This window comes from Streptomyces sp. Inha503, assembly GCF_047215865.1.
Lineage (GTDB): Bacteria > Actinomycetota > Actinomycetes > Streptomycetales > Streptomycetaceae > Streptomyces > Streptomyces lycopersici.
In genome coordinates this window covers 5,041,737-5,064,926 of record NZ_CP178360.1, presented here as the reverse complement: position 1 = coordinate 5,064,926, position 23,190 = coordinate 5,041,737, and the positions used below count along the sequence as shown (strand labels likewise).

Here is a 23,190-nt window from a genome sequence, read left to right as displayed (position 1 = left end):
GCTAGCGGCTGGCCTTGGTGGGCGCGGGCTTGGTGGGCTCGGGCACGCTGGTGTGCGGCGGCGTGGGCGCGGGCTTGGTGGGCTCGGGCACGCTGGTGTGCGGCGGCGTGGGCGCGGGCTTGGTCGGCTCGGGCTTGGTGGTGGGCGGCTTGGTGGGCTCGGGCTTGGTGGTGGGCGGCTTGGTGGGCTCGGGCTTGGTGGTGGGCGGCTTGGTGGGCTCCGGCTTGCTGGTGGGCGGCTTCGTGGGCTCCGGCTTCGCGGTCGCCGTCGGGGCCGGCTTGGCCGGGCGGGAGTGGTCGGAGGTGGCCGCCTGGGCGGCGATGCCCCCGCCCACGATCAGGGCGACTCCGGCGGCCGACCCCACGATCCAGGGGCGCAGACGGCGGTTCGGCTTCTTGGCGCGGACGTGCTGCATATGGAACGACTCCCGAAAGGGTTGAGCGAACGCTGATGGGTGAGGCGTGCGCCGAGGACCCGAGGACCACGAGAACCCGAGGACCCGTTCCGGAGCCCGCCTTCAACCCACCAGACGTGCGGCCCCACCCGAGGTTGTCGCACCCCGGAAAAATCTTTCGCCGATCGCCGTGCAACCGTTCCGGCCCTTGGCGGGTCGTACCTGGCATCGGGCTTCCTGGGGGGGATCCGGGGGGATTTCGAGAGGAAGCCCTGGGAGGGGAGAACGAGGGGCCCGGACCACGGCCGGGCCCCTCGAAATATCAAACCCTGGTCACACCCTCGTCACACCCTCAGAACGGCACCCCGCACCGCAGCAGCACGTTCGCGTACGGCCGCGCCTCGCCCGTACGCACCACCAGCCGCGCCCCCGCCGTCAGCGTCTTCAGCTCCTCGTGTGGGACCAGATCCAGCGCGGGAGCCGGGAAGAGGCGGTCGAGCAGGGCGGTCGCCCCGGGGTTGTGGTCGCTCACCTCCCGCGCCGCCGTGGCCCCTTCGACCACCAGCTCGTCCAGCAGCCCGGTGAGCACCCGCTCGAAGGACGGCACCCCGGCCGTGAAGGCGAGGTCCACCACGAACGGCCCGTCCGGTATCGGCAGGCCCGCGTCGCACACCATCACCGTGTCGGTGTGGCCCAACAGCGCGATGCCCGCGCTCAGATGGCGGTTGAGGATCCCGGACCGCTTCACAGGGCCGCCACCTCCTCGGCGTTCGGGAAGGACGCCTGCGCCCCGGCCCGGGTCACCGCGGCCGCGCCCACGCGCACCGCGAACCGCACCGCCGTCACCAGGTCGTCGTCGGCGCCGAGGCGCCAGGCGAGCGCGCCGGTGAAGGCGTCCCCGGCGCCCGTGGTGTCCACGGCCGTCACCGCGGGACTGGGCACGAGCACCGTACGGTCGCCGTCGGCGACCAGCGCGCCCTCGCCGCCCAGGGTCACCACGACCGAGCGCGGACCGCGCGAGAGCAGGGCGTCGGCCCACTCCTCGGGGTCGTCGGAGGAGCCCGCCGGGCCGTCGCTGAGCAGGAACCGCGCCTCGTGCTCGTTGACCACCAGCGGATCACAGGCGGCCAGCACATCGTTGGGCAGCGGCGCGGCCGGCGAGGGGTTGAGCACCACCCGCGGCCCGGGGCGGCCGCCGGAGCCCGCGGCCGCCGTACGGACCACCTCGGCGACCGACTCCAGGGGGATCTCCAGCTGTAGGGAGACCACTCGCGCCGCGGCCAGCAGGCTCGCCGCGGCGCGGACGTCGCCCGGGGTCAGCCGGGCGTTGGCCCCCTGGGAGACCACGATGCTGTTGTCGCCCGAGGGGTCCACCGTGATCAGCGCGACCCCGGTGGGCGCGCCGCCGACGAGCACGCCCACGGTGTCGACCCCGGCCGACCGCTGCGAGTCCAGCAGCAGCCGGCCGTAGTCGTCGTCGCCGACCCGGGCCAGCAGGGCCGTCCGGGCCCCCAGCCGGGCGGCGGCGACGGCCTGGTTGGCGCCCTTGCCGCCCGGATGGACCACCAGGTCGGACCCGAGCACCGTCTCTCCGGCCCCGGGGCGGCGGTCGACTCCGATCACCAGATCGGCGTTGGCCGACCCCACGACCAGCAGGTCGTAGTCGTGCATCCGCACGTCCTTTCGTTTGTCACTTCGCAGTGACGACCTTCACCGGCACCTTCACCGTGCCGTCGATCTTCTGCCCCTTGGCGGCCCTGACGGCGTTCTCCACCACCATCCGGCCCAACTCCTTCGGCTGCTGGGCGACGGTCGCGGCGAGGGTGCCGTTCTCGACGGCCTTGAGCCCGTCCGGGGTGCCGTCGAAGCCGACGACCGCGACGGACTTGCCCGCCTTGGATCCGAGCGCCTTGACCGCGCCAAGCGCCATCTCGTCGTTCTCGGCGAAGATCCCGTCGATTCCCGGGTGGCCCTGGAGCAGATTGGTGGTCACATCCAGCCCCTTGGCCCGGTCGAAGTCGGCGGTCTGCTTGCCGACGACCTTGATGTCCGGGTACGCCTTGAGGCCCTCCGCGAAGCCCTTACCGCGTTCACGCGAGGCCGAGGTGCCCGGGGTGCCCTGCAACACCAGGATCGTGCCCTTCTTACCGAGCCGCTCGGCGAGCGTCTTCGCGGCCAGCTTGCCGCCCGTGATGTTGTCGGAGGCCACCAGGGTCGCGATCTTCGCCTTGTTGACGCCGCGGTCGGCGGCGAGCACCGGGATGCCTGCCTTGTCGGCCGCCCGGACGGACGGGCCCGCGGCATCGGAGTCGACCGGGTTGATGATGATCGACTTCATGTTCTGGCTGGTGAAGTTCTGGATCTGATTGGCCTGCTGGGAGGCGTCGTTCTGGGCGTCGGTGACCGTAAGGCTGACACCGGCGCGCTTGGCCTCCTCCTGGGCGCCCGCCTTCAGCTGCACGAAGAACGGGTTGTTGAGGGTGGAGACCGACAGACCGACCTTGGTGTCCGCGCCCCCGGAGGAGCCGGAGCGCCAGACGGAGGCGCCGAAGGCGATGGCGGCGACGACCACGGCGGCCAGCGCGAACTTGCCCGCGTTGACGGCCTTCTTACGGCCGCCACCGGACGGTCCGCCCGCCGCGGCCCCGGGCGCGCCCGGTCCGGCCCCGGCACGCCGGCGCGCCGTGTCCATCAGCACCGCGAGCGCGATGACGACACCGATGACGACCTGCTGCCAGAAGGCGGACACCTCCAGCAGGTTGAGCCCGTTGCGCAGCACCGCGAGGATCAGCGCGCCGATGAGCGTGCCGGACGCCTTACCGACGCCACCGGACAGGCTGGCACCGCCGATGACCACCGCGGCGATCGCGTCGAGCTCGTAGCCGACCGCGGCCTGGGGCTGCGCGGAGGACAGCCGGGAGGCGAGCACGATGCCCGCGACGGCCGCGAATCCGCCGGAGAGCGCGTAGACGACCAGCTTCTGACGGGTCACCCGGATCCCGGAGAGCCGGGCCGCCTCCTCGTTGCCGCCGATCGCGTACATCGCCCGGCCCGGGTACGTACGGCCCAGCACACCCGCGGTGATCAGGCCCATCACGACCATCACGATCACCGGCACGGGCAGCCAGCCGCCGAGGGTGTCGCCGAGGCCGGACACCGAGTCGGGCACGGCTATCGGGCTGCCCTGGGAGATCACCAGGGCCAGGCCGCGGCCGATCGACAGCATCGCGAGCGTGGCGATGAACGGCGGCAGCTTCCCGAAGGAGACCAGCGCCCCGCTGACCAGACCGCAGGCGACACCGGTGGTGAGCGCCAGGAGCGCCGCGAACCACACCGGCAGCCCCTGTGAGCTGGCGGACCAGGCGAGCACGGTGGCGGACAGCGCGGCCACCGAGCCGACCGACAGGTCGATGCCCGCGGAGACGATGACGAAGGTGACGCCGAAGGCGAGGATCGCGGTGACCGCCGCCTGGACGCCGACGTTGAGGAGATTGTCGGTGGTGAGGAAGTCGCCGGACAGCAGCGCCATGGCGGCCACCAGCAGCACCAGGGCGCTGAGGGCGCCGTTGTCGAGCAGCACGCGGCGCAGGGCCGCCGAGCCCCCGGGGTCCTTCGTGGCGTCAATCGTGTCAGTGGCCACGGGAGCCCTCCTTTTCCTTGCCGCCGACCCCTTCGTCGGCGTCCTTGACGTCCTTCACTGCCAGGGCCATCACGGCGTCCTGGGTCGCTTCCCGCGCGGTCAGCTCGCCCGCGATCCGGCCCTGGGCCATGACCAGGACCCGGTCGCTCATCCCCAGCACCTCGGGCAGATCGCTGGAGATCATCAGTACGGCGTGGCCGGACGCGGTGAGTTCGTTGATGAGCTGGTAGATCTCGACCTTGGCGCCCACGTCGATCCCGCGGGTCGGCTCGTCGAGGATGAGCACCTTGCTGTCGGCGAGCAGCCACTTGCCGATGACGACCTTCTGCTGGTTGCCGCCGGAGAGGGTGCGCACCCGCTGGTCGAGACCGGCCATCCGGACGGCCAGCCGCTCGGCGACACCGGCCGCCGAGCGCCGCTGGGCGGCCCGGTCGACCAGTCCGGCGCGGGTGGCGGCGCGCAGCGTGACCAGGCCCAGGTTCTCCTGCACGGAGCCGTCCAGGACCAGTCCCTGGCCCTTACGGTCCTCGGGGACGAGGCCGATCCCGGCCCGCATGGCGGCCACCACGTCATGGCCGGGCAGCGGACGGCCCAGCACCTCGACGGAGCCGGAGTCGTACGGGTCGGCGCCGAACAGCGCCCGGACGACCTCCGTACGGCCCGCGCCGACCAGCCCGGCCAGGCCCACCACCTCCCCGGCACGCACCTCGAAGCCGATGTCCTGGAAGCTGCCGTTCCGGGTGAGTCCCCGGACCTTCAGCAGTGGTTCACCGGCGTCCCCGCGCTCACGCGGGTACTGCTGCTCGATGGAGCGGCCCACCATCAGCCGCACCAGTTCGTCCTGGTCGGTGCTTGCCGGGACCTGGGTGACGCTGCGGCCGTCGCGCAGCACGGTGACCCGGTCGCCCAGGGCGGCGATCTCCTCCAGGTGGTGGGTGATGAAGACGACGCCCACACCGTCCGCGCGCAGGGTGCGCACGATCCGGAAGAGCTTGTCGACCTCCTCGGTGGTGAGCACGGCGGTCGGCTCGTCCATGATCAGGACACGGGCCTCCAGGCTCAGCGCCTTGGCGATCTCCACCATCTGGAGCCGGGCGATGCCGAGGTCGCGGACGCGGGTCCGGGGCGAGACGTCCACCCCGACGCGGGCCAGCAGTTCGGCGGCCCGCGCGTCCATGGCCTTGCGGTCGATCATGCCGAAGCGGCGCGGCTGGCGGCCCAGGAAGATGTTCTCGGCCACGGTGAGGTCCGGGACGAGGTTGAACTCCTGGTAGATGGTGGCGATCCCGAGCCGCTCGGCGTCCTGCGCGCTGTTGATCCGCACCGGCTCGCCGTCGACCAGGATCCGCCCGCCGTCGGGGCGGTGGGCGCCGGAGACCATCTTGATCAGCGTGGACTTGCCGGCGCCGTTCTCGCCCAGGAGGACATGCACTTCGCCCCGGCGCAGATCGAAGTCCACCCCGTCCAGCGCGATCACCCCGGGGAAGGTCTTACGGACCCCCTCCATGCGCAGCAGCTCCGCCCCGCCGGGGGAGGTCGGCTCGGACTCGGCACTCATGGCTTGCTCCCTTCGGGCTCGCCGCACGAGCGGCGGGTGACCAGACGGGCGGACAGGGTCACCGACTCGGCGGGCCGCCCCTCGACGAGATCGATCAGCGCCGTCACGGCGGCACGGCCGAGGGCCCCGGTCGGCTGGGCGATGGCGGTGATCGGCGGATCGGTGTGGACGAACCAGGGGATGTCGTCGAACGCGGCGAGTGCCACGTCGTCCGGCACCCGCAGGCCCCGCGCGCGGATCTCGTCCATCGCGCCGAGCGCCATCAGGTTGTCCGCGGCGAAGATCGCGTCCGGGGGGTGCGGCAGATCGAGGAAGCGGGCGGTCACCCGGCGGCCGCTGTCCGCCTGGAAGTCGCCCTGGCCGATGTGGTCCTCGTGCAGCTCCAGGCCGAACTCGCGCAGCGCGGAGCGGAAGGCGTCCACCCGCTCGCGCCCGGTCGTGGTGGCCGCGGGGCCCGCGATGATCGCGACCCGGCGGTGGCCGAGGGCGCACAGATGGGCCACCAGGGCGCGGATGGCTCCCCGCCCGTCGGTGCGGATCACCGGCACCCGGTCCAGGCCCTCGCCCTCGATCCAGCGGTCGACGAAGACCATGGGGGTGCCGGCGCGGGCGGCGGCCAGCATCATCGGGGAGCCGCCGTCGGTGGGGCTGACCAGCAGTCCGTCTATGCGGCGGTCCATGAGGGTACGCACATGGTGGTCCTGGAGGTCGGGCCGCTCGTCGGCGTTGCCGATGACCACGCTGTAGTCCAGCTCGCGGGCGGCGTCCTCGACCGAACGGGCGAGCTCGGTGAAGAAGGGGTTCAGCACATCGCTGATGACCAGGCCCAGGGTCCGGGTCTGATCGGTGCGCAGCGAGCGGGCCACCGCGTTGGGGCGATAGCCGAGGTCGGCGACCGCGGCGAGCACCCGTTCGCGGGTGTCCGCGCGGACGGAGGGGTGGTCGTTGAGCACCCGTGAGACCGTCGCCACGGAGACCCCGGCACACCGCGCCACATCCTTGATGGCCGGCATCGTCCACCTCCTTGTGGAATCGATTACATGAGATTGGAATCGATTACATGGAGGGAGGCAAGGGGTCGGCCCACGGTGAAACCGGATCGTGATATTCCGCCGCGGAACGCACACCCGCGTTCCTTCCCCACGGGCGTTGTCCACAGGCCCCGAACCGCCTGTCGGCTCCCGGCGGTACGGTCGAGGCATGCTCAAACTCGCGGTGGTGGAAGGGGTCCTGGAGCGGATCACCTACGCCAATGAGGAGAACGGCTACACGGTCGCGCGGGTCGACACCGGCCGTGGCTCCGGAGATCTGCTCACCGTCGTCGGCTCGCTGCTGGGCGCCCAGCCGGGCGAGTCGCTGCGGATGGAGGGCCGCTGGGGTTCCCATCCGCAATATGGCAAACAGTTCACGGTCGAGAACTACCAGACCGTCCTCCCCGCCACCGTCCAGGGCATCCGGCGCTATCTCGGCTCCGGGCTGATCAAGGGCATCGGCCCCCGGATCGCCGACCGGATCACCGAGCACTTCGGCGTCGACACCCTCGACGTCATCGAACAGGAGCCCAAGCGGCTGGTCGAGGTCCCCGGCCTCGGCCCCAAGCGCACCAAGATGATCGCCGCCGCCTGGGAGGAGCAGAAGGCCATCAAGGAGGTGATGGTCTTCCTCCAGGGGGTCGGCGTCTCCACCTCCATCGCGGTGCGGATCTACAAGAAGTACGGCGACGCCTCGATTTCGGTCGTGAAGAACGAGCCGTACCGGCTGGCGGCCGACGTCTGGGGCATCGGCTTCCTCACCGCCGACAAGATCGCCCAGTCGGTCGGCATCCCCCATGACAGCCCCGACCGGGTGAAGGCCGGTCTCCAGTACGCGCTGTCCCAGTCCGCCGACCAGGGCCACTGCTATCTCCCCGAGGAGCAACTCATCGCGGACGCGGTGAAGTTGCTCCAGGTGGACACCGGCCTGGTCATCGACTGCCTGGGCGAGCTCGCGGCCGAGGACGAGGGCGTGGTGCGCGAGCCGGTCCCGGGCCCGGCGGACGGCGAGCCGGTCTCCGCCGTCTATCTGGTGCCCTTCCACCGCGCCGAGATCTCCCTCGCGGGCCAGGTGCTGCGGCTGCTGCGCACCGAGGAGGACCGGATGCCCGCCTTCCGGGGCGTGGACTGGGACAAGGCGCTGGGCTGGCTGGCCGGCCGCACCGGCGCCGACCTGGCGCCCGAGCAGAGCCAGGTGGTGCGGCTCGCGCTGACCGAGAAAGTCGCGGTGCTCACCGGCGGGCCGGGCTGCGGCAAGTCCTTCACCGTGCGGTCCGTGGTGGAGCTGGCCCGCGCCAAGAAGGCCAAGGTGGTGCTCGCGGCGCCCACCGGCCGGGCCGCCAAGCGGCTGTCCGAGCTGACCGGCGCCGAGGCGTCCACCGTCCACCGCCTGCTGGAGCTCAAGCCCGGCGGGGACGCGGCGTACGACAGGGACCGCCCGCTCGACGCGGACCTGGTGGTGGTCGACGAGGCGTCCATGCTCGATCTGCTGCTGGCCAACAAGCTGGTCAAGGCCGTCCCGCCCGGTGCCCATCTGCTCTTCGTCGGCGATGTGGACCAGCTGCCCAGCGTGGGCGCCGGGGAGGTGCTGCGCGATCTGCTGGCCCCCGGCAGCCCCGTCCCGGCAGTGCGGCTGACCCGGATCTTCCGCCAGGCCCAGCAGTCCGGAGTGGTCACCAACGCCCACCGGATCAACGAGGGGGTGCCGCCGGTCACCCAGGGCCTGTCCGACTTCTTCCTCTTCGTCGAGGACGACACCGAGGAGGCAGGGCGGCTCACCGTCGATGTCGCGGCCCGCCGCATCCCCGCGAAGTTCGGCCTCGACCCCCGCCGTGACGTGCAGGTTCTGGCCCCGATGCACCGCGGCCCGGCGGGCGCCGGCACGCTCAACGGGCTGCTTCAGCAGGCCATCACCCCGGCCCGCCCGGACCTCCCGGAGCGCCGCTTCGGCGGCCGGGTCTTCCGCGTCGGCGACAAGGTGACCCAGATCCGTAACAATTATGAGAAAGGGGCCAACGGGGTCTTCAACGGCACGGTTGGCGTCGTCACCTCACTCGACACCGATGAGCAGCGGCTGACCGTGCGGACGGACGAGGACGAGGAGGTACCGTACGACTTCGACGAGCTGGACGAGCTGGCTCACGCCTATGCGGTGACCATCCACCGGTCACAGGGCAGTGAGTACCCGGCCGTCGTGATCCCGGTGACCACCGGGGCCTGGATGATGTTGCAGCGCAACCTCCTGTACACGGCCGTGACCCGCGCCAAGCGCCTTGTGGTGCTGGTCGGCTCGCGCCGCGCGCTGGGGCAGGCGGTGCGCACCGTCTCGGCGGGCAGGCGCTGCACCGCGCTGGATCACCGACTCGGCGGCGATGTGACAGTCGAGCGTGTCAGATGGGTTTCCGAACGATGACGAACGGGGCAGGATGGCCGTGAAAGGCGGCACTGAGTGCCGCCAAAAGGCTCTTCGGCCGACCCCGAGTGCACGTTCGCTACCCGAGTAGGGGAAGGTGGGGGGAGTCAGGGCACCTCGAAGAAGAGAACCAGACGTCGGTGAGGGATGACGTGAGCGACAACTCTGTAGTACTGCGGTACGGGGACGGCGAGTACGCCTACCCGGTGGTCGACAGCACCGTCGGCGACAAGGGCTTCGATATCGGCAAGCTGCGCGCCCAGACCGGTCTGGTGACCCTGGACTCCGGTTACGGCAACACCGCCGCGTACAAATCCGCGATCACCTACCTGGACGGTGAGCAGGGCATCCTGCGCTATCGCGGCTACCCCATCGAGCAGCTGGCGGAGCGCGCCTCCTTCCTGGAGACCGCCTTCCTGCTGATCAACGGGGAGCTGCCGACCGTCGATGAACTGGCGGCCTTCCGTGAGGACATCACCCGCCACACGCTGTTGCACGAGGACGTCAAGCGGTTCTACGACGGTTTCCCGCGTGACGCCCATCCGATGGCGATGCTGTCCTCCGTGGTCAGCGCGCTGTCGACCTTCTACCAGGACAGCCACAACCCCTTCGACGAGAAGCAGCGCAACCTCTCGACGACCCGGCTGCTGGCCAAGCTGCCGACCATTGCCGCTTATGCGTACAAGAAGTCGGTCGGCCACCCCTTTGTCTACCCGCGCAATGACCTCGGCTATGTCGAGAACTTCCTCCGGATGACCTTCTCGGTCCCCGCGCAGGAGTACGACCTCGACCCGACCGTGGTCTCCGCGCTCGACAAGCTGCTGATTCTGCACGCCGACCACGAGCAGAACTGTTCGACCTCCACGGTCCGGCTGGTCGGTTCCTCGCAGGCCAATATGTTCGCCTCCATCTCGGCGGGCATCAACGCCCTGTGGGGCCCCCTGCACGGCGGCGCCAACCAGTCCGTGCTGGAGATGCTCGAGGGCATCCAGGCTTCGGGCGGCGACGTCGACACCTTCATCCGCAAGGTGAAGAACAAGGAAGACGGCGTGAAGCTCATGGGCTTCGGGCACCGCGTCTACAAGAACTTCGACCCCCGGGCGAAGATCATCAAGTCGGCGGCGCACGATGTCCTCTCCGCGCTCGGCAAGTCCGACGAGCTGCTTGACATCGCGCTCAAGCTGGAGGAGCACGCGCTCGCGGACGACTACTTCGTGGAGCGCAAGCTCTACCCGAACGTGGACTTCTACACCGGTCTGATCTACCGGGCGATGGGCTTCCCGACCGAGATGTTCACCGTGCTGTTCGCGCTCGGCCGGCTGCCGGGCTGGATCGCCCAGTGGCACGAGATGATCAAAGAGCCGGGCTCCCGCATCGGCCGCCCCCGCCAGATCTACACGGGTGTGGTGGAGCGCGACTTCGTCCCGGTCGAGGAGCGCTGACCCTCACTTCTCCGGTGCCCCCGTCCTGCTTGGGCCGGGGGCACTTCGCGTATGTGGGTGCTTGGCCCCAGCCGGGCGCCCCTCTGAGAGGGCCGGGCACCTCAGTCGTATCCGGCCTTGGGTCTTCCGGCCGGGGGCACCTCCCAGCGGTAGCTGGGGGAGACTGAAGCGCCCCGGAGGCGAACCGAGCCTCAAAAAAAGAAGGTGCGAGAAGCGCCCCGCTGCCGATCCCCCCACGGGTCGGAGCGGGGCGCTTCCCTTGCCCCGGAGCGGATTCCCCCCACGGGATCCGGCCGGGTGTCCACGGGCCCTTGCGGGCCGTATGGTGACGCGATCTGCCGGGACGCGTACCTACGGGAGGGCCGCTCAAAGCTCCCCGAGTACGTCGTCCCGGCTACGCGTAGCGGGATCCGTCCCCCAAGACGTATCCCCACCGTCCCATTAGACTCGCGACCCCCCGCAATGGTTACGTTGGGTTGCCTGTGATCTGCGTCTCTTGCCATAAGGGCCATAAAAGGGCAAGAGCCTCGATTTGAAGATCAAGGCTCCGCCGTATGGGTGTTGTGCGGCTTATGGGGACTTGGTGAATCTATGTGGATGCTGTGAAGGTCCGCAGTCGCAGACTGTTCGTCACCACGAACACGGATGAGAACGCCATCGCGGCTCCCGCGATCATCGGGTTCAGCAGTCCGGCCGCCGCGAGCGGCAGCGCGGCGACGTTGTAGCCGAAGGCCCAGAAGAGATTGCCCTTGATGGTGCCGAGGGTCCTGCGCGCCAGCCGGATCGCGTCCGCCGCCACCCGCAGATCGCCCCGGACCAGGGTCAGATCCCCGGACTCGATGGCCGCGTCCGTGCCCGTGCCCATCGCGAGCCCCAGGTCGGCGGTGGCGAGGGCGGCCGCGTCGTTGATTCCGTCGCCCACCATGGCGACCGTACGGCCCTCGTCCCGCAGCCGCTTCACCACGTCCACCTTCTCCTGGGGCAGCACCTCGGCGATGACGTCGTCGATGCCGACCTCGCGGGCCACCGCCTCGGCGACCAGCCGGTTGTCGCCGGTCAGCAGGATCGGGGTGAGGCCGAGCGCCCGCAGCTGGGCGACCGCCTCGGCGCTGGTCTCCTTGACGGCGTCGGCCACCAGGAGGACGCCGCGCGCCTCGCCGTCCCAGGCCACCGCGACCGCCGTCTGCCCCTCCGACTCGGCCGCCGCCTTGGCGGCCGCGAGGTCTTCGGGCAGCTCGATGGCCCAGGCGCCCAGCAGCTTCTCGCGGCCGACCAGCACCGCGTGGCCGTCCACCGTGCCCTGGACGCCGAGGCCGGGCTCGGAGCGGAAGTCCGCGGGCGCCGGGAGGTCGCCGATCCGCTCGGCCGCGCCGTCCGCGACGGCCCGCGCGATCGGGTGCTCGGAGGCGTGCTCCAGGGCGCCCGCGAGCCGTAGCAGCTCGCGCTCGTCCACGCCGGGCGCCGTGACGGCCCCGCGCAGCCGCATCTGCCCGGCCGTCACCGTGCCGGTCTTGTCCAGCACGACGGTGTCCACCCGGCGCGTGGACTCCAGCACCTCGGGTCCCTTGATCAGGATGCCCAGCTGGGCGCCGCGGCCGGTGCCGACCATGAGCGCGGTCGGGGTGGCCAGGCCCAGGGCGCAGGGGCAGGCGATGATCAGGACGGCGACGGCCGCGGTGAAGGCGGCGGCCGTGTCGCCCGTGGTGAGCAGCCAGCCCAGCAGGGTGCCGACGGCGATCAGCAGCACGATCGGTACGAAGATCCCCGAGACCCGGTCGGCGAGCCGCTGCACCTCTGCCTTGCCGTTCTGCGCGTCCTCGACCAGCTTGGCCATGCGGGACAGCTGGGTGTCCGCGCCGACCCGGGTGGCCTCGACCACGATCCGGCCCGACGCGTTGACGGTCGCGCCCGCCACCGCGTCGCCGACCCCCACGTCCACCGGAACCGACTCGCCGGTCAGCATCGAGGCGTCCACGGCGGAGGAGCCCTCGACCACGGTGCCGTCGGTGGCGATCTTCTCGCCGGGGCGCACCACGAAGCGGTCGCCGACGGCCAGCTCGCCGACGGGAATCCGTACCTCCCGGCCTCCGCGGAGCACGGCCACGTCCTTGGCGCCGAGCTCCAGCAGGGCGCGCAGCGCCGCGCCCGCCCGCCGCTTGGACTTCGCCTCCAGATGGCGGCCGAGGAGGATCAGCGCGGTCACTCCGGCCGCCGCCTCCAGGTAGATCGAGGACGATCCGTCGGTGCGGGATACGGTGAGGTCGAAGCCGTGCCGCATACCGGGCATGCCCGCGTGGCCGAAGAACAGCGCCCACACGGACCAGCCGAGGGCCGCCAGGGTGCCGATGGAGACGAGGGTGTCCATGGTGGCCGCGCCGTGCCGGGCGTTCGTCCAGGCGGCCTTGTGGAAGGGCACGCCGCCCCAGACGACGACCGGCGCGGCGAGGGTGAGCGAGAGCCACTGCCAGTTGTCGAACTGGAGGGACGGCACCATCGCCAGCACCACGACGGGCAGGGACAGCGCGACGGAGACGAGCATGCGGTGGCGCAGGGAGTCCGGCGCGGCGTCGCCGCGCGGGTCGGCCTCCGGTGCGGCGGCGTCCTCGGGGGCGCGCGGCTCGGGCACGGTGGGGCGCGGTTCCTCGGCGGTGTACCCGGTTTTGACGACGGTGGCGATCAGGTCGGCGACCTCGATCCCTTCGCCGTAGGACACCTTGGCCTTCTCGGTGGCGTAGTTCACCGTGGCGGTGACGCCGTCGAGGCGGTTGAGCTTCTTCTCGACACGGGCGGCGCAGGACGCACAGGTCATCCCGCCGATGGCGAGCTCGACCTGCGAGGGCCCGCCGGTCGTCGCCGTGGTGTCGGCGGCGGGCCCGGTGGGGGGTGCCGTGCTGGTCATGTCTGGTCTCCTGGGAGGAGGGCCGGGCCGTACGGCGACTGTATGAGCAGGGCGGCACGGTCCGGCGGGGGTTTGGTGGGGGCTCGCTCAGGCCCGGCCGTCGAGCTCGTAGCCCGCCTCGTCCACGGCGGCGCGGACGCTCTCGTCGTCCAGCGGGGCGGCCGAGACCACGGTGACCTGGCCGGTGGACGCCACGGCCTTGACGGAGGTGACGCCGTCGAGGGCGCCGATCTCCTCGGTGACGGCGCCTTCGCAGTGGCCGCAGGTCATTCCGGTCACCTTGTAGACGGTGGTGACTGCCTCGGAGCTCATGGGGTTCTCCTGTGTGGGTGAGCGTGACGGTCGGTGCGCAGGAGGCGCCGGAATGTCTCAGCGGTTCCTGGCAATCTCCACTCTATACCCCTAGGGGGTATGGATGGAAGTCGGTGGTGCGCCGGTCGGTGACAGGTGCCGCGCGCCCGCGCGCACCCCTCCGCGGCCCGGGGCGGGGGAGGGGCGGGTGACGAGGTGTGGTGCGGGGGTCAGGGCTGGGCGGGGACTCCCTCGGTGCCGAGCACCGGGGCGAGATAGCCGTACAGGGCGGTCTTCAACTCCGCTACGTACGCCTCCCGCTCCGCGCCCTCATGGCCGAGGATCAGCCCCAGTCCGGCCTTGAACAGGGCGAACGCCATGTTCGCGGTGTGGGTGCGGCGCTCGGGGGAGAGGCCGGGGTTGCGGACGCCGATCAGCTCGCTGATGCGGGTCTGGATCGAGTCGTGCAGGGCGGCGTGCTCCTCGAGGAAGTGGCCCGGGGCGTCGGAGGACTGGAGCAGCGTCCAGAAGGCGGGATTCGCGCAGTTGAACTCGATCATCGGATCGAGGACCGCGTCGAGCAGTTCGCGCAGGGGTAGCGCGGTGTTCTCGAAGGTGAAGACCACCCCGTGGGTCTCCAGCATCCGGCGGTTGAGGCGCTCGCCGAGCTCGACGGCGATGGCCTCTTTGTTCGGGAAGAACTGGTACAGCGTGCCGGGGGAGACCCCGGCCTCGCGGGCGATGGCGTTGGTGCTCGCGGAGGTGTAGCCGGTGCGGCAGAAGACGCTGGCGGCGGCGTCGAGCAGCTGCTGGATCCGGCGCTCGCCGCGCGCCTGTCTGCGGCGTGGCCTCGCCGTCTCGTCGGGCTGGTCCGCCTTGCTCTCGCTCACCTGTTTTCCCCGGCTCTCCGTGTTCGATTGACAAACACGAGCGCCCGCTCGCATTCTTGAGAAACGCGAGCGGTGGCTCGTGTTTACCGCCCATGGTAATCAGCGACCCGTGCCGCCTATGGACATTTGGTGGCGGCATGGGGCACAGGTGAAGGGGACACCGCGCCATGACCGATGTCAACCGCCCACCCGAAGACCGGATCGGAGGGTGGACCCGCCTGGTCACGGCGCGTCCTCGGCTGTCCCTGCTGATCGCTTTGATCTTCACCGCGCTGGCCGTCGTAGCCGGGAGTGGGGTCGCCGACCGGATGGGAAGCGGCGGCTGGGAGGACCCCGCGTCCGAGTCCGCGTATGCCACCAAGGCGCTCGAGAAGCGCTTCCCCGCCTCCCAGCCCAATCTGATCCTGCTCGTCGACAGCGGTAAGAAGACCGTGGACGATCCGGCCGTCGCCGCCGAGGCCCGGTCACTGGCCAAGAAGCTCTCGGACGAGAAGGCGGTCACCGGGGTCACCTCGTACTGGGCCACCGGAGCGCCCTCGCTTCGCGCCCGGGACCGGGGCGAGGCGATCATCGCCGCGCGGATCCTGGGCGATGAGTCGGCCGCGGGCAAGGCGCTGGAGCGCATAGCGCCGCACTACCGGGGCGCCCATGGACCGGTCGAGGTGCGGGTCGGCGGGATGGTCGCGGTCCGCCATGAGTTGCAGTCCACCATCCAGGAGGATCTGCTGCGGGCCGAGATGATCGCCCTGCCCATCACCCTGGTGCTGCTCGTGATGGTCTTCGGCAGCGCCGTGGCCGCCCTGCTGCCGCTCGGCGTCGGCATCATCGCGATCCTCGGCACCGACGCGGTGCTGCGCGGGCTCACCGAATTCACCGATGTCTCGGTCTTCGCGCAGAACCTGACCACCGCGCTCGGCCTCGGACTCGCCATCGACTACGCCCTGTTCATCGTGCGCCGCTTCCGCGAGGAGCTGGGGCGGGGCGCGGAGAAGCTGCCCGCCGTCGCGGCCACACTGCGCACCGCCGGGCGCACCGTGCTCTTCTCCGCGCTGACCGTCGCCGCCTCGCTCGCCGCCATGCTGGTCTTCCCGCAGTACTTCCTGCGTTCCTTCGCCTATGCGGGGATCGCGGTGGTGCTGATCGCCGCCACCGCGGCCCTGGTGGTCCTGCCCGCGGCGCTCATCCTCCTGGGCGACCGGGTCAACGCACTGGATCTCACCCGGCTGCTGCGCCGCGGCCGCCCGGCCCGCGGCGGGGAGCCCGGAGCGGGCTGGGCGCGGCTCGCGCGGCTGGTGATGCGGCGCGCCCCGGTGTTCGCGCTGGCCACCGTCGCCGGTCTGGTCGCGCTGGGACTGCCGTTCCTGAGGGTGGAGTTCGGCACCGCGGACGACCGCCAGCTGCCGTCGAGCGCCGAGTCCCATGTGGTGCAGCAGCACATCCGGGAGGGGTTCCCCGGCGGTCCCGGGGGCGCGGTGGAGGTCCTCGCCGAGGGCGGCGGCACCGGGAGTACCAAGGCCCTCGCCGACTACAGCGCCAAGATCTCCGCACTCCCCCAGGTGCTTCGGGTGGACAGCCCGGCGGGCCGGTTCGCCGATGGGCGGCGGGTGGCCGAGCCGGGGCCGGCGGAGGCGGCGCGGCTGTCCGATGGCTCGGCGGAGATCACCGTGCAGCCCAAGGGCGAGGCCGTGGACACCGCCAGCCAGGATCTGGTGCGGACGATCCGCGCCCAGGAGCCGCCGTTCACCACCTCGGCGACCGGCACCGCCGCCGTCCTGGTGGACACCAAGGACTCCATAGCCGACCGGCTGCCCTGGGCCGCGGCCATCATCGTCGCCGTCACCCTGCTGCTGGTCTTCCTGCTCACCGGAAGCGTGCTGATACCGATTCAGGCCGTGCTGCTCAACGCGCTCAGTCTGACCGCGATGTTCGGCGCGGTGGTGTGGGTCTTCCAGGACGGGCATCTGTCCGGTCCGCTCTCCTTCACCACCTCCGGCGATATCGAGACCACCCTGCCCGTCCTGATGTTCTGCGTCGCCTTCGGGCTCTCCATGGACTACGGGGTCTTCCTGCTCTCCCGGATCAAGGAGGAGTACGACCGCACCGGGGACCATCAGGCGGCGGTGGAGTTCGGGCTGCGGCGCACCGGCGGCCTGATCACGGCGGCGGCGCTGATCCTCGCCGTGGTGATGGTGGGCATCGGCACCTCGCGGGTCACCAACACCAAGATGCTGGGGCTGGGTATCGCCCTGGCCGTGCTGATGGACGCGATGGTGGTGCGTGGGCTGCTGGTGCCGGCGGTGATGAAGCTGACCGGCCGGGCCACCTGGTGGGCCCCGGGCCCGCTGCGCCGGCTGCACACCCGGTTCGGGCTGAGCGAGGGCGAATCCACGCATGCCGCCACGGGCAGCGAGGCCGACGGTCGGCGGTGCGGCGGCAAGCGCGGGCCTCGCGGCGAAGGCGGGTCTCACGGTGAAGGCGGGTCTCACGGTGAGGACGGACCGCACGGTGAGGGCGGGGTTCGGGGAGAGGCGGAGAGGGCGTGGGACCGGGTGAGTACGGGCCGCTGAGCGCTCCGCGGGAAGTGCCGCGAGGTGCGGTCGTTCATCCGCGGCTGCGTCGTGGCCGGTCGCCCACGCGGCGGAGCCGCATATCGACACAGCCGCGGCGGAGCCGCACATCGACACAGCCCCGCGCCCCTTCGGGGCGCACCCGAACCGCACCGGGCTTCAGCGAGGCCGCTTAGTGGCTCACGCGAATACCGCACCACTAGTCCTTGCCATCACGTCGGGCGCGGCGGTTGCCGGGTCTGCGGACCACCCAGGAGCGGATCGTATCCGCGTACCAATACGGCTTGCCGCCCTCCACGTGATCGGGGGGCGGCAGCAGACCGTGCTTGCGATAGGACCGTACGGTGTCGGTCTGCACACCGATATGCGCGGCGATCTCCTTGTACGACCACAGCCTCCGGTCGGTCATCTCTTATGCCCTTCCGCAGGGCGTCGCGGTCACGGCCCGGTGGGGCCGTCGGGGGAGCCACGGCGCGCCTGCTCACATTCCATCAGCCTGTGCCCGGTCAACGACGCTGAGTGAAGGGCGGCCTGGGGCTGTTGAACACCTGTGACGGAGACGTGTGGAGATGTGACCGCTGTGACGCACGGGTGACGCACCGGACGGGACTCGGACGCCATGACCACAGCGGGCCGGCCGTGAGGTCACGGCCGGCCCGCTGGGCGTCAGATGGAGACGGGGCGTCAGCTGAAGGGGGGTGTCCGTTGGAGACGGGCGTCAGCTGTAGAAGGCGGGGCGCTCGATCATCTCGACGGCGGTGCGCCGGCCCGTGGCCTGGGCCCGGATCCCCGCCTCGCTGACGGCGGTCGCGGCATAGCCGTCCCAGGCGCTGGGGCCCTCGACCTCCCCGCGCCGGGTGGCGTTGACCCAGCTCTGCACCTCGCGGTCGTACGCCTCCTCGAAGCGGGCCACGAAGTCGGGGGCGATCTCCCCGCCCCAGGTGCCGGGCCGGTTGACCAGCATCCCGTGGGCGTCGCCGACACGGGCGGTGCCCCGCTCGCACACCGCCTCCGCCTGTACCTGGTAGCCGAAGCCGCAGGTGGCGAAGATCTCCACATTGACGATCGCCCCGCCGGTTGTCTCGAAGACCACCAGCTGGGGGTCGCTGAGCGGCTCGGGCGACAGCGAGCTGGGGGTCGGCTTGAGCACGGTGACCGCGGCGATCTCCTGCTCCAGCAGCCAGCGCGACTGGTCCATCTCGTGCACCACCGAGTCGGTGATCATCATCTCGTTGGTGAAGTACGGGTGCACCGAGGCATTGCGGTGGCGGCAGTGCAGCAGCAGCGTGCGGCCCAGCTCGCCCCCGGCCAGCAGCGCCTTGAGCTTCATGAACTCGGTGTCGTAGCGGCGCATGAAGCCCACCTGCACCCGGCGGTGGCCCAGCCGCTGCTCGGCCTCCAGCACCCGCAGCGCGGACGCGGAGTCCGGGGTGAGCGGCTTCTCGCACAGCACCGGCAGATCGCGCTCGAACGCGCTGAGCAGCGCGGCCTCGTGCGCCGGCCCTGGCGAGGCGATCAGCACCGCGTCCACGCCGGGCGCGGCCATCGCGGCAGCCGGGTCGGTGAACGCCTGACAGCCGTCGGCGGTGTCGGCGACCGCCTTGGCCCGCGCCTCGTCGATGTCGACCACGGCGGCCACCCGGGCGCCGCTGATCACGTCGTTGATGCGGCGGACATGGTCGGCGCCCATCTTGCCGGTCCCGATGACGGCGACCCCGAGCGTTCCCTGCTGGGTCATAGACTTCTCTCTCTTCTCTCTCTGCTCTCTGGACGGTTCGAAGGCCCATGGGGTGAAGGCCGTGTGAGTTGAAGGCCCGGCGGAAAGGGAGGGGTCAGGCGCCGCAGGAGCGCAGGAAGCGCCGGGTGCGCTCGGCGATGGGGAAGGGCTGGCCGGGCGGGCAGGGGTACATGTCCTGCTCGACGATGGCGAACAGATCCACATCCAGGTTCTGGGCCGCGGTCAGGACCGGGCCCAGCTCCGGAACGCCGTTGGGCGGTTCGCACATCACACCGCGCTGGACGGCGGGGCCGAACGGCACCTCGTTCTTGACCACATCGGCGAGGATCTCCGGGTCGACCTGCTTGAGGTGGAGATAGCCGATGCGCTCGCCGTAGGTCTCGATCAGTTTGACGCTGTCGCCGCCGCAGTAGGCGTAGTGGCCGGTGTCCAGGCAGAGGTTGACCAGGTCCGCGTCGGTGGCGTCCAGGAAGCGGGCCACGTTCTCCTCGGTGTCGATATGGGTGTCGGCATGCGGGTGGACGACGATGTCGAGCCCGAAGCGCTCCCGTACCTCACGGCCGAGCCGCTCCATCCCGGTGGACAGATGGCGCCACTGCTCCGCGGTGAGCTTCGGGGGCTCGATCAGCTCGGCGGTCTTGTCGTCCCGCCAGAAGGAGGGGATGACCACGAGGTGCTTGGCGTTCATCGCCCGGGTCAGCTCGGCGACCTGGGAGACATGCTCCCAGGTGGCGTCCCAGACCTCGGGGCCGCGGTGCAGCGAGGTGAAGACGGTGCCCGCGGAGACCGTGAGACCGCGCCGGCCGGTCTCCTCGGTGAGCCGGGCCGGGTCCGTGGGCAGATAGCCGTACGGACCCAGCTCGATCCACTCGTAACCGGCCTCGGTGACCTCGTCGAGGAAGCGCTGCCAGGGGACCTGCTGATCGTCGTCGGGGAACCACACCCCCCAGGAGTCGGGGGCCGAGCCGACCCGGATGCGGTCCAGGGCGGGTACGGGGGAGGCGTCGGCAGTCATGGCAGAGGGTCTCCTCGGTGTGCTGGGGTGCCCGCGTCGTACTGTTTTGGGCAGCTTCACCGGCCGGGCGGGCGGCCGTCAAGGCTTCGTCAGGACATTCGGACGTCTTGTCAGGGAAAGGGGAGGGAAAGACGTCGGAAGATGGCGTCCGTCAGGTGGTGTCCGTGTCCGTCAGGAGGAAGGGGCGGTCACCTCCTCCGGCAGCTCATCCACATCGACCCCGCGGACCTGGGCCAGCTCATGCTTGAGCGCGGCCAGTTCGGCACCGCCGGCCATATGGTTGGTGAGCTCTTCGAGGCTGACGTCCTCGCGCGCCGCGTTCAGCTCCAGGGCGCCGAGCCTGAGCACCGCGAAGTGGTCGCCGACCATATAGGCGTGATGCGGGTTGTGGGTGATGAAGATGACGCCGAGCCCGCGCTCGCGCGCCGCCGCGATGTACTTGAGCACCACACCGGACTGCTTGACGCCGAGCGCCGCGGTCGGTTCGTCCAGGATCAGCACCCGGGCGCCGAAGTGGACCGCCCGTGCGATGGCCACGGACTGCCGCTGGCCGCCGGAGAGGGTGCCGATGGGCTGCTCCAGGTTGTCGAGGTGGATGCCCATGGCGGACAGCTCCTCGCCGGTGATCTGCTTCATCCGCTCGATGTCCAGCCGCCGCACCGGCCAGGGGCCGCGGGTCAGCTCGGAGCCGAGGAAGAAGTTCCGCCACACCGGCATCAGCGGCACGGTGGCCAGGTCCTGGTAGACGGTGGCGATGCCCAGGTTCAGGGCGTCGCGCGGGGTGTTCAGCCGCACCGGCTTGCCGTCCACGAGGTATTCGCCCTCGTCATGCTGGTGCAGCCCCGAGATGATCTTGATCAGGGTGGACTTGCCTGCGCCGTTGTCGCCGAGTACACAGGTCACCCGGCCCGGCCGGACGGCCAGGTCGATGCCCTCCAGGGCGCGGATGTTCCCGTAGAGCTTGCCCACGCCCCGCAGCCGGATCACCGGCTCCTCGTCCGGTGCGGGAGCCTGTGCGGCGCTGTCCTTGGTGATGTTCGTTGCCATTCCGATCACCTCCTGGCGGCCTGACGGCGCACCCACAGATTGACGAGGGTCGCGAGCAGCAGCATCACGCCGACGAAGAACTTGAACCAGTCGGGGTTCCAGTTGGCGTAGACGATGCCCTGGTTGACCATGCCGAAGATGAAGGCGCCGAGGACCGCGCCGATCGCGGAGCCATAGCCGCCGGTGAGCAGGCAGCCGCCGATCACGGCCGCGATGATGTAGTAGAACTCGTTGCCCACGCCCTCGCCGGCCTGCACGGTGTTGTACTCGAAGAGCAGATGCATGCCCACGAACCAGGCCGCGAAGCCCACCGTCATAAAGAGGGCGATCTTGGTGAGGTTCACGGGGACGCCCACGGCCCGGGCGCTCTCCTTCGAGCCACCGGCCGCGAAGATCCAGTTGCCGAACTTGGTGCGCAGCAGCACCCAGGTGGCGATGGCGGCGAAGAGCAGCCACCACAGCACGGTGATCTTCACATCGACGCCCAAGACGTCGATCTCGGCGGCGAAGACCGACTTGGCCTGGTCGAAGCCGTCCATGTCGCTGATGGAGTCGGTGGCGACATTGCCGGTCAGCAGCTTGGTGATGGCCAGGTTGGCGCCCTGGAGCATCAGGAAGCTGGCGAGGCTGACCAGGAAGCTGGGCAGCCCGGTCTTGATCAGCAGCAGTCCGTTGATCAGCCCCACGGTGAGCGAGACCAGCAGGGCGACGAGCACACCCACCCAGACATTGGTGGTGAGCTGGAAGCTGAGCATGCTCGCGGCCAGCGCCGAGGAGGTGACGGCGACTCCGGCCGACAGGTCGAACTCGCCGCCGATCATCAGCAGGGAGACGGCCAGCGCCATGATGCCCATGGTGGACGCCTGGTAGAGGACGGTGGCGAAGGAGTCGGCCTGCCGGAAGGTGGGGGCCACGGCGAAGAAGAAGAGGTAGACGCCGACGGCCGCGACCAGCGCCCCGATCTCGGGCCGGGCCAGCGCCCGCCGGGCCAGCGAGCGCTCGGCGGTGCGGCTCTTCGGCGGGACCGCGGGGGAGGCGGGCGGTGTCGCCGCCGCGGGGGTGGCGGTATGGGTCATGACCGGCTCACCGCGTTCCCTTCTGGGCGAACTTGGCGATGGTGTCCACGTTGTCCTTGGTGACGAACGCGGGCCCGGTCAGTACGGGCTGCTCGCCGCCGCCGCTGAAGTTGCCGTTGTTCTTGTAGAGCCACAGGGAGTCGATGGACAGATAGCCCTGGAGATACGGCTGCTGGTCGACGGCGAACTGGACATCGCCGCTCTGCACGGCCGAGACCAGGTCCTTGTTGAGGTCGAAGGTGGCCACCTTGGCCTTGTCACCGGCGTCCTTCGCGGACTGCACGGCGGTCAGGGCGAACGGGGCGCCCAGGGTGACGACATAGTCGATGCTCGAATCCTGCTTGAGCTTCGCGGAAATCGTCGACTTGACCGACGGCATGTCGGTTCCATTGACGTACAGGATGTCGGTCTTGCCCTTGAAGGTCTTCTTCACGCCCGCGCAGCGGGCCTCGAGGGCGACATGGCCCTGCTCCTGGATCACACAGATGTCGTGCTTGGCGCCGATCTCGTTGAGGTGCTTGCCGAACGCCTGGCCCGCGATGTTCTCGTCCTGGCCGAAGTACTCCAGCAGACCCATGTCCTTCCACTGGTCGAGTCCGGCGTTGAAGGCGACGACCGGGATCCCGGCCTTCTTCGCCTTGGCTATCGCGCCCTTCATGGCGTCGGGCTTGGCGAGGGTGACGGCGATGCCGTCGACCTTCTGGTTGATCGCGTTCTGGATCAGGTTGGCCTGGTCGGCTCCGTTGGGGTTGCTGGAGTAGACGAGGTCGACGTTGTCCTTGGCGGCCGCGGCCTTGGCGCCCTTGCGCACCGTGTCCCAGAAGGTGTCGCCCGGGGCGGCGTGAGTGATCATCGCGATCCTCATCCGTGGGGTGTCGGCCTTGCCGGCCGCGAGGCCCGCGTCGGCTTCCTGGGCCTTCTTGCCACCCTGACTGCTGCACCCCGCCGCCAGGAGGGCGGCCGCGGTGGCGAGTGCGGCGAGGCCCGCTCTGCGGTGTCGATTGAGTCTGAGGTCCATCCGTTCCAGCACCTCTCAAAAGCTCAAAGCCAGGTCCGTCGAATTAGCACGGCCGTTGCAGAACGGGAGCCTCTCCCCGCGGATGGCCACTGTCAAGACTTTGTCATGACAACATTTCATCTGGACGTAACGAGGCGATAACGCGGCCTGCGGGCCCGGATGATTACGTCC

At 70.4% G+C, this 23,190-nt stretch carries 18 protein-coding genes; 3 read left to right on the top strand and 15 right to left on the bottom strand.

The genetic code is table 11. The features are described from left to right. Position 1: 1 nt before the first annotated feature. The 6 genes from ACJX2R_RS20655 to ACJX2R_RS20630 all read right to left on the bottom strand — a co-directional run bounded on the left by ACJX2R_RS20655 (position 2) and on the right by ACJX2R_RS20630 (position 6,605). Positions 2-415 (bottom strand): hypothetical protein, encoded by a 414-nt coding sequence (locus ACJX2R_RS20655; protein WP_413101335.1) that lies wholly within the window; start codon positions 413-415, stop codon positions 2-4. 331 nt (positions 416-746) lie between these two features. After that, the gene (gene rbsD / locus ACJX2R_RS20650) at positions 747-1,142 is read right to left on the bottom strand and encodes a D-ribose pyranase (RefSeq protein WP_413101334.1); all 396 of its coding nucleotides are present in this window, start codon (positions 1,140-1,142) and stop codon (positions 747-749) included. Continuing rightward, the gene (gene rbsK, locus ACJX2R_RS20645; RefSeq protein WP_413101333.1) at positions 1,139-2,065 is read right to left on the bottom strand and encodes a ribokinase; all 927 of its coding nucleotides are present in this window, start codon (positions 2,063-2,065) and stop codon (positions 1,139-1,141) included. Before rbsK ends, rbsD begins: the two co-directional genes overlap by 4 nt. Positions 2,066-2,084: 19 nt before the next feature. Then, positions 2,085-4,034, bottom strand: coding sequence for a substrate-binding domain-containing protein (locus ACJX2R_RS20640; protein WP_413101332.1), 1,950 nt, complete (start codon positions 4,032-4,034; stop codon positions 2,085-2,087). Beyond that, positions 4,024-5,592, bottom strand: coding sequence for a sugar ABC transporter ATP-binding protein (locus tag ACJX2R_RS20635; protein WP_262699663.1), 1,569 nt, complete (start codon positions 5,590-5,592; stop codon positions 4,024-4,026). The genes ACJX2R_RS20640 and ACJX2R_RS20635 overlap by 11 nt, the downstream gene beginning before the upstream one ends. Next, positions 5,589-6,605 carry a LacI family DNA-binding transcriptional regulator gene (locus ACJX2R_RS20630; RefSeq protein WP_413101331.1) on the bottom strand — a complete coding sequence of 339 codons (1,017 nt, stop codon included), beginning with the start codon at positions 6,603-6,605 and terminating at the stop codon, positions 5,589-5,591. Before ACJX2R_RS20630 ends, ACJX2R_RS20635 begins: the two co-directional genes overlap by 4 nt. 187 nt (positions 6,606-6,792) lie before the next feature. On the opposite strand from ACJX2R_RS20630, the gene ACJX2R_RS20625 reads away from it, so the two are divergent. Continuing rightward, on the top strand, positions 6,793-9,036 hold the full coding sequence (locus tag ACJX2R_RS20625; protein ID WP_413101330.1) for an ATP-dependent RecD-like DNA helicase: 2,244 nt from the start codon (positions 6,793-6,795) through the stop codon (positions 9,034-9,036). Between the two features lie 152 nt (positions 9,037-9,188). Further along, a complete protein-coding gene (locus tag ACJX2R_RS20620) occupies positions 9,189-10,478 on the top strand; it encodes a citrate synthase (protein ID WP_262699660.1) in 1,290 nt (429 codons plus the stop codon). A 589-nt stretch (positions 10,479-11,067) separates the two neighbouring features. Here ACJX2R_RS20620 and ACJX2R_RS20615 read toward each other — a convergent pair. The 3 genes from ACJX2R_RS20615 to ACJX2R_RS20605 form a co-directional block, all read right to left on the bottom strand. Continuing rightward, positions 11,068-13,377, bottom strand: a complete 2,310-nt coding sequence (locus ACJX2R_RS20615) for a heavy metal translocating P-type ATPase (RefSeq protein WP_413101329.1) — start codon at positions 13,375-13,377, stop codon at positions 11,068-11,070. An 87-nt stretch (positions 13,378-13,464) separates the two neighbouring features. Beyond that, positions 13,465-13,689, bottom strand: coding sequence for a heavy-metal-associated domain-containing protein (locus ACJX2R_RS20610; protein ID WP_413101328.1), 225 nt, complete (start codon positions 13,687-13,689; stop codon positions 13,465-13,467). Between the two features lie 209 nt (positions 13,690-13,898). Further along, the gene (locus tag ACJX2R_RS20605) at positions 13,899-14,558 is read right to left on the bottom strand and encodes a TetR family transcriptional regulator (protein WP_413101327.1); all 660 of its coding nucleotides are present in this window, start codon (positions 14,556-14,558) and stop codon (positions 13,899-13,901) included. 167 nt (positions 14,559-14,725) lie between these two features. Here ACJX2R_RS20605 and ACJX2R_RS20600 point away from each other — a divergent pair, with 167 nt between their 5' ends. Next, entirely contained in the window at positions 14,726-17,125 is a 2,400-nt protein-coding gene (locus ACJX2R_RS20600; RefSeq protein ID WP_413101326.1) for an MMPL family transporter, read from the top strand. A gap of 199 nt (positions 17,126-17,324) precedes the next feature. Here the strand turns inward: ACJX2R_RS20600 and ACJX2R_RS20595 are convergent, their stop codons facing one another. From ACJX2R_RS20595 to ACJX2R_RS20570, 6 genes are all read right to left on the bottom strand, one after another. After that, positions 17,325-17,534, bottom strand: a complete 210-nt coding sequence (locus ACJX2R_RS20595) for a helix-turn-helix transcriptional regulator (protein ID WP_020871200.1) — start codon at positions 17,532-17,534, stop codon at positions 17,325-17,327. A gap of 309 nt (positions 17,535-17,843) precedes the next feature. Further along, positions 17,844-18,863, bottom strand: coding sequence for a Gfo/Idh/MocA family protein (locus ACJX2R_RS20590; protein WP_413101325.1), 1,020 nt, complete (start codon positions 18,861-18,863; stop codon positions 17,844-17,846). Between the two features lie 94 nt (positions 18,864-18,957). After that, on the bottom strand, positions 18,958-19,878 hold the full coding sequence (locus ACJX2R_RS20585; protein WP_262699654.1) for a sugar phosphate isomerase/epimerase family protein: 921 nt from the start codon (positions 19,876-19,878) through the stop codon (positions 18,958-18,960). Between the two features lie 171 nt (positions 19,879-20,049). Next, complete coding sequence (locus ACJX2R_RS20580; RefSeq protein ID WP_413101324.1) at positions 20,050-20,925, bottom strand: ATP-binding cassette domain-containing protein; 876 nt, start codon at positions 20,923-20,925, stop codon at positions 20,050-20,052. A 5-nt stretch (positions 20,926-20,930) separates the two neighbouring features. After that, positions 20,931-22,001, bottom strand: coding sequence for an ABC transporter permease (locus ACJX2R_RS20575; protein WP_413101323.1), 1,071 nt, complete (start codon positions 21,999-22,001; stop codon positions 20,931-20,933). A gap of 7 nt (positions 22,002-22,008) precedes the next feature. Beyond that, complete coding sequence (locus tag ACJX2R_RS20570; protein ID WP_262699651.1) at positions 22,009-23,019, bottom strand: substrate-binding domain-containing protein; 1,011 nt, start codon at positions 23,017-23,019, stop codon at positions 22,009-22,011. Between the last annotated feature and the right edge of the window lie 171 nt (positions 23,020-23,190).

What these genes read in the sequence shown, in the direction of transcription:
- ACJX2R_RS20615 (WP_413101329.1), bottom strand. Translation starts at nt 13,377, where the DNA reads ATGACCAGCACGGCACCCCCCACCGGGCCCGCCGCCGACACCACGGCG.
- rbsK (WP_413101333.1), bottom strand. Translation starts at nt 2,065, where the DNA reads ATGCACGACTACGACCTGCTGGTCGTGGGGTCGGCCAACGCCGATCTG.
- ACJX2R_RS20575 (WP_413101323.1), bottom strand. Translation starts at nt 22,001, where the DNA reads ATGACCCATACCGCCACCCCCGCGGCGGCGACACCGCCCGCCTCCCCC.
- ACJX2R_RS20580 (WP_413101324.1), bottom strand. Translation starts at nt 20,925, where the DNA reads ATGGCAACGAACATCACCAAGGACAGCGCCGCACAGGCTCCCGCACCG.
- ACJX2R_RS20610 (WP_413101328.1), bottom strand. Translation starts at nt 13,689, where the DNA reads ATGAGCTCCGAGGCAGTCACCACCGTCTACAAGGTGACCGGAATGACC.
- ACJX2R_RS20595 (WP_020871200.1), bottom strand. Translation starts at nt 17,534, where the DNA reads ATGACCGACCGGAGGCTGTGGTCGTACAAGGAGATCGCCGCGCATATC.
- ACJX2R_RS20585 (WP_262699654.1), bottom strand. Translation starts at nt 19,878, where the DNA reads ATGACTGCCGACGCCTCCCCCGTACCCGCCCTGGACCGCATCCGGGTC.
- ACJX2R_RS20625 (WP_413101330.1), top strand. Translation starts at nt 6,793, where the DNA reads ATGCTCAAACTCGCGGTGGTGGAAGGGGTCCTGGAGCGGATCACCTAC.
- ACJX2R_RS20655 (WP_413101335.1), bottom strand. Translation starts at nt 415, where the DNA reads ATGCAGCACGTCCGCGCCAAGAAGCCGAACCGCCGTCTGCGCCCCTGG.
- ACJX2R_RS20635 (WP_262699663.1), bottom strand. Translation starts at nt 5,592, where the DNA reads ATGAGTGCCGAGTCCGAGCCGACCTCCCCCGGCGGGGCGGAGCTGCTG.
- ACJX2R_RS20600 (WP_413101326.1), top strand. Translation starts at nt 14,726, where the DNA reads ATGACCGATGTCAACCGCCCACCCGAAGACCGGATCGGAGGGTGGACC.
- ACJX2R_RS20630 (WP_413101331.1), bottom strand. Translation starts at nt 6,605, where the DNA reads ATGCCGGCCATCAAGGATGTGGCGCGGTGTGCCGGGGTCTCCGTGGCG.
- ACJX2R_RS20590 (WP_413101325.1), bottom strand. Translation starts at nt 18,863, where the DNA reads ATGACCCAGCAGGGAACGCTCGGGGTCGCCGTCATCGGGACCGGCAAG.
- ACJX2R_RS20570 (WP_262699651.1), bottom strand. Translation starts at nt 23,019, where the DNA reads ATGGACCTCAGACTCAATCGACACCGCAGAGCGGGCCTCGCCGCACTC.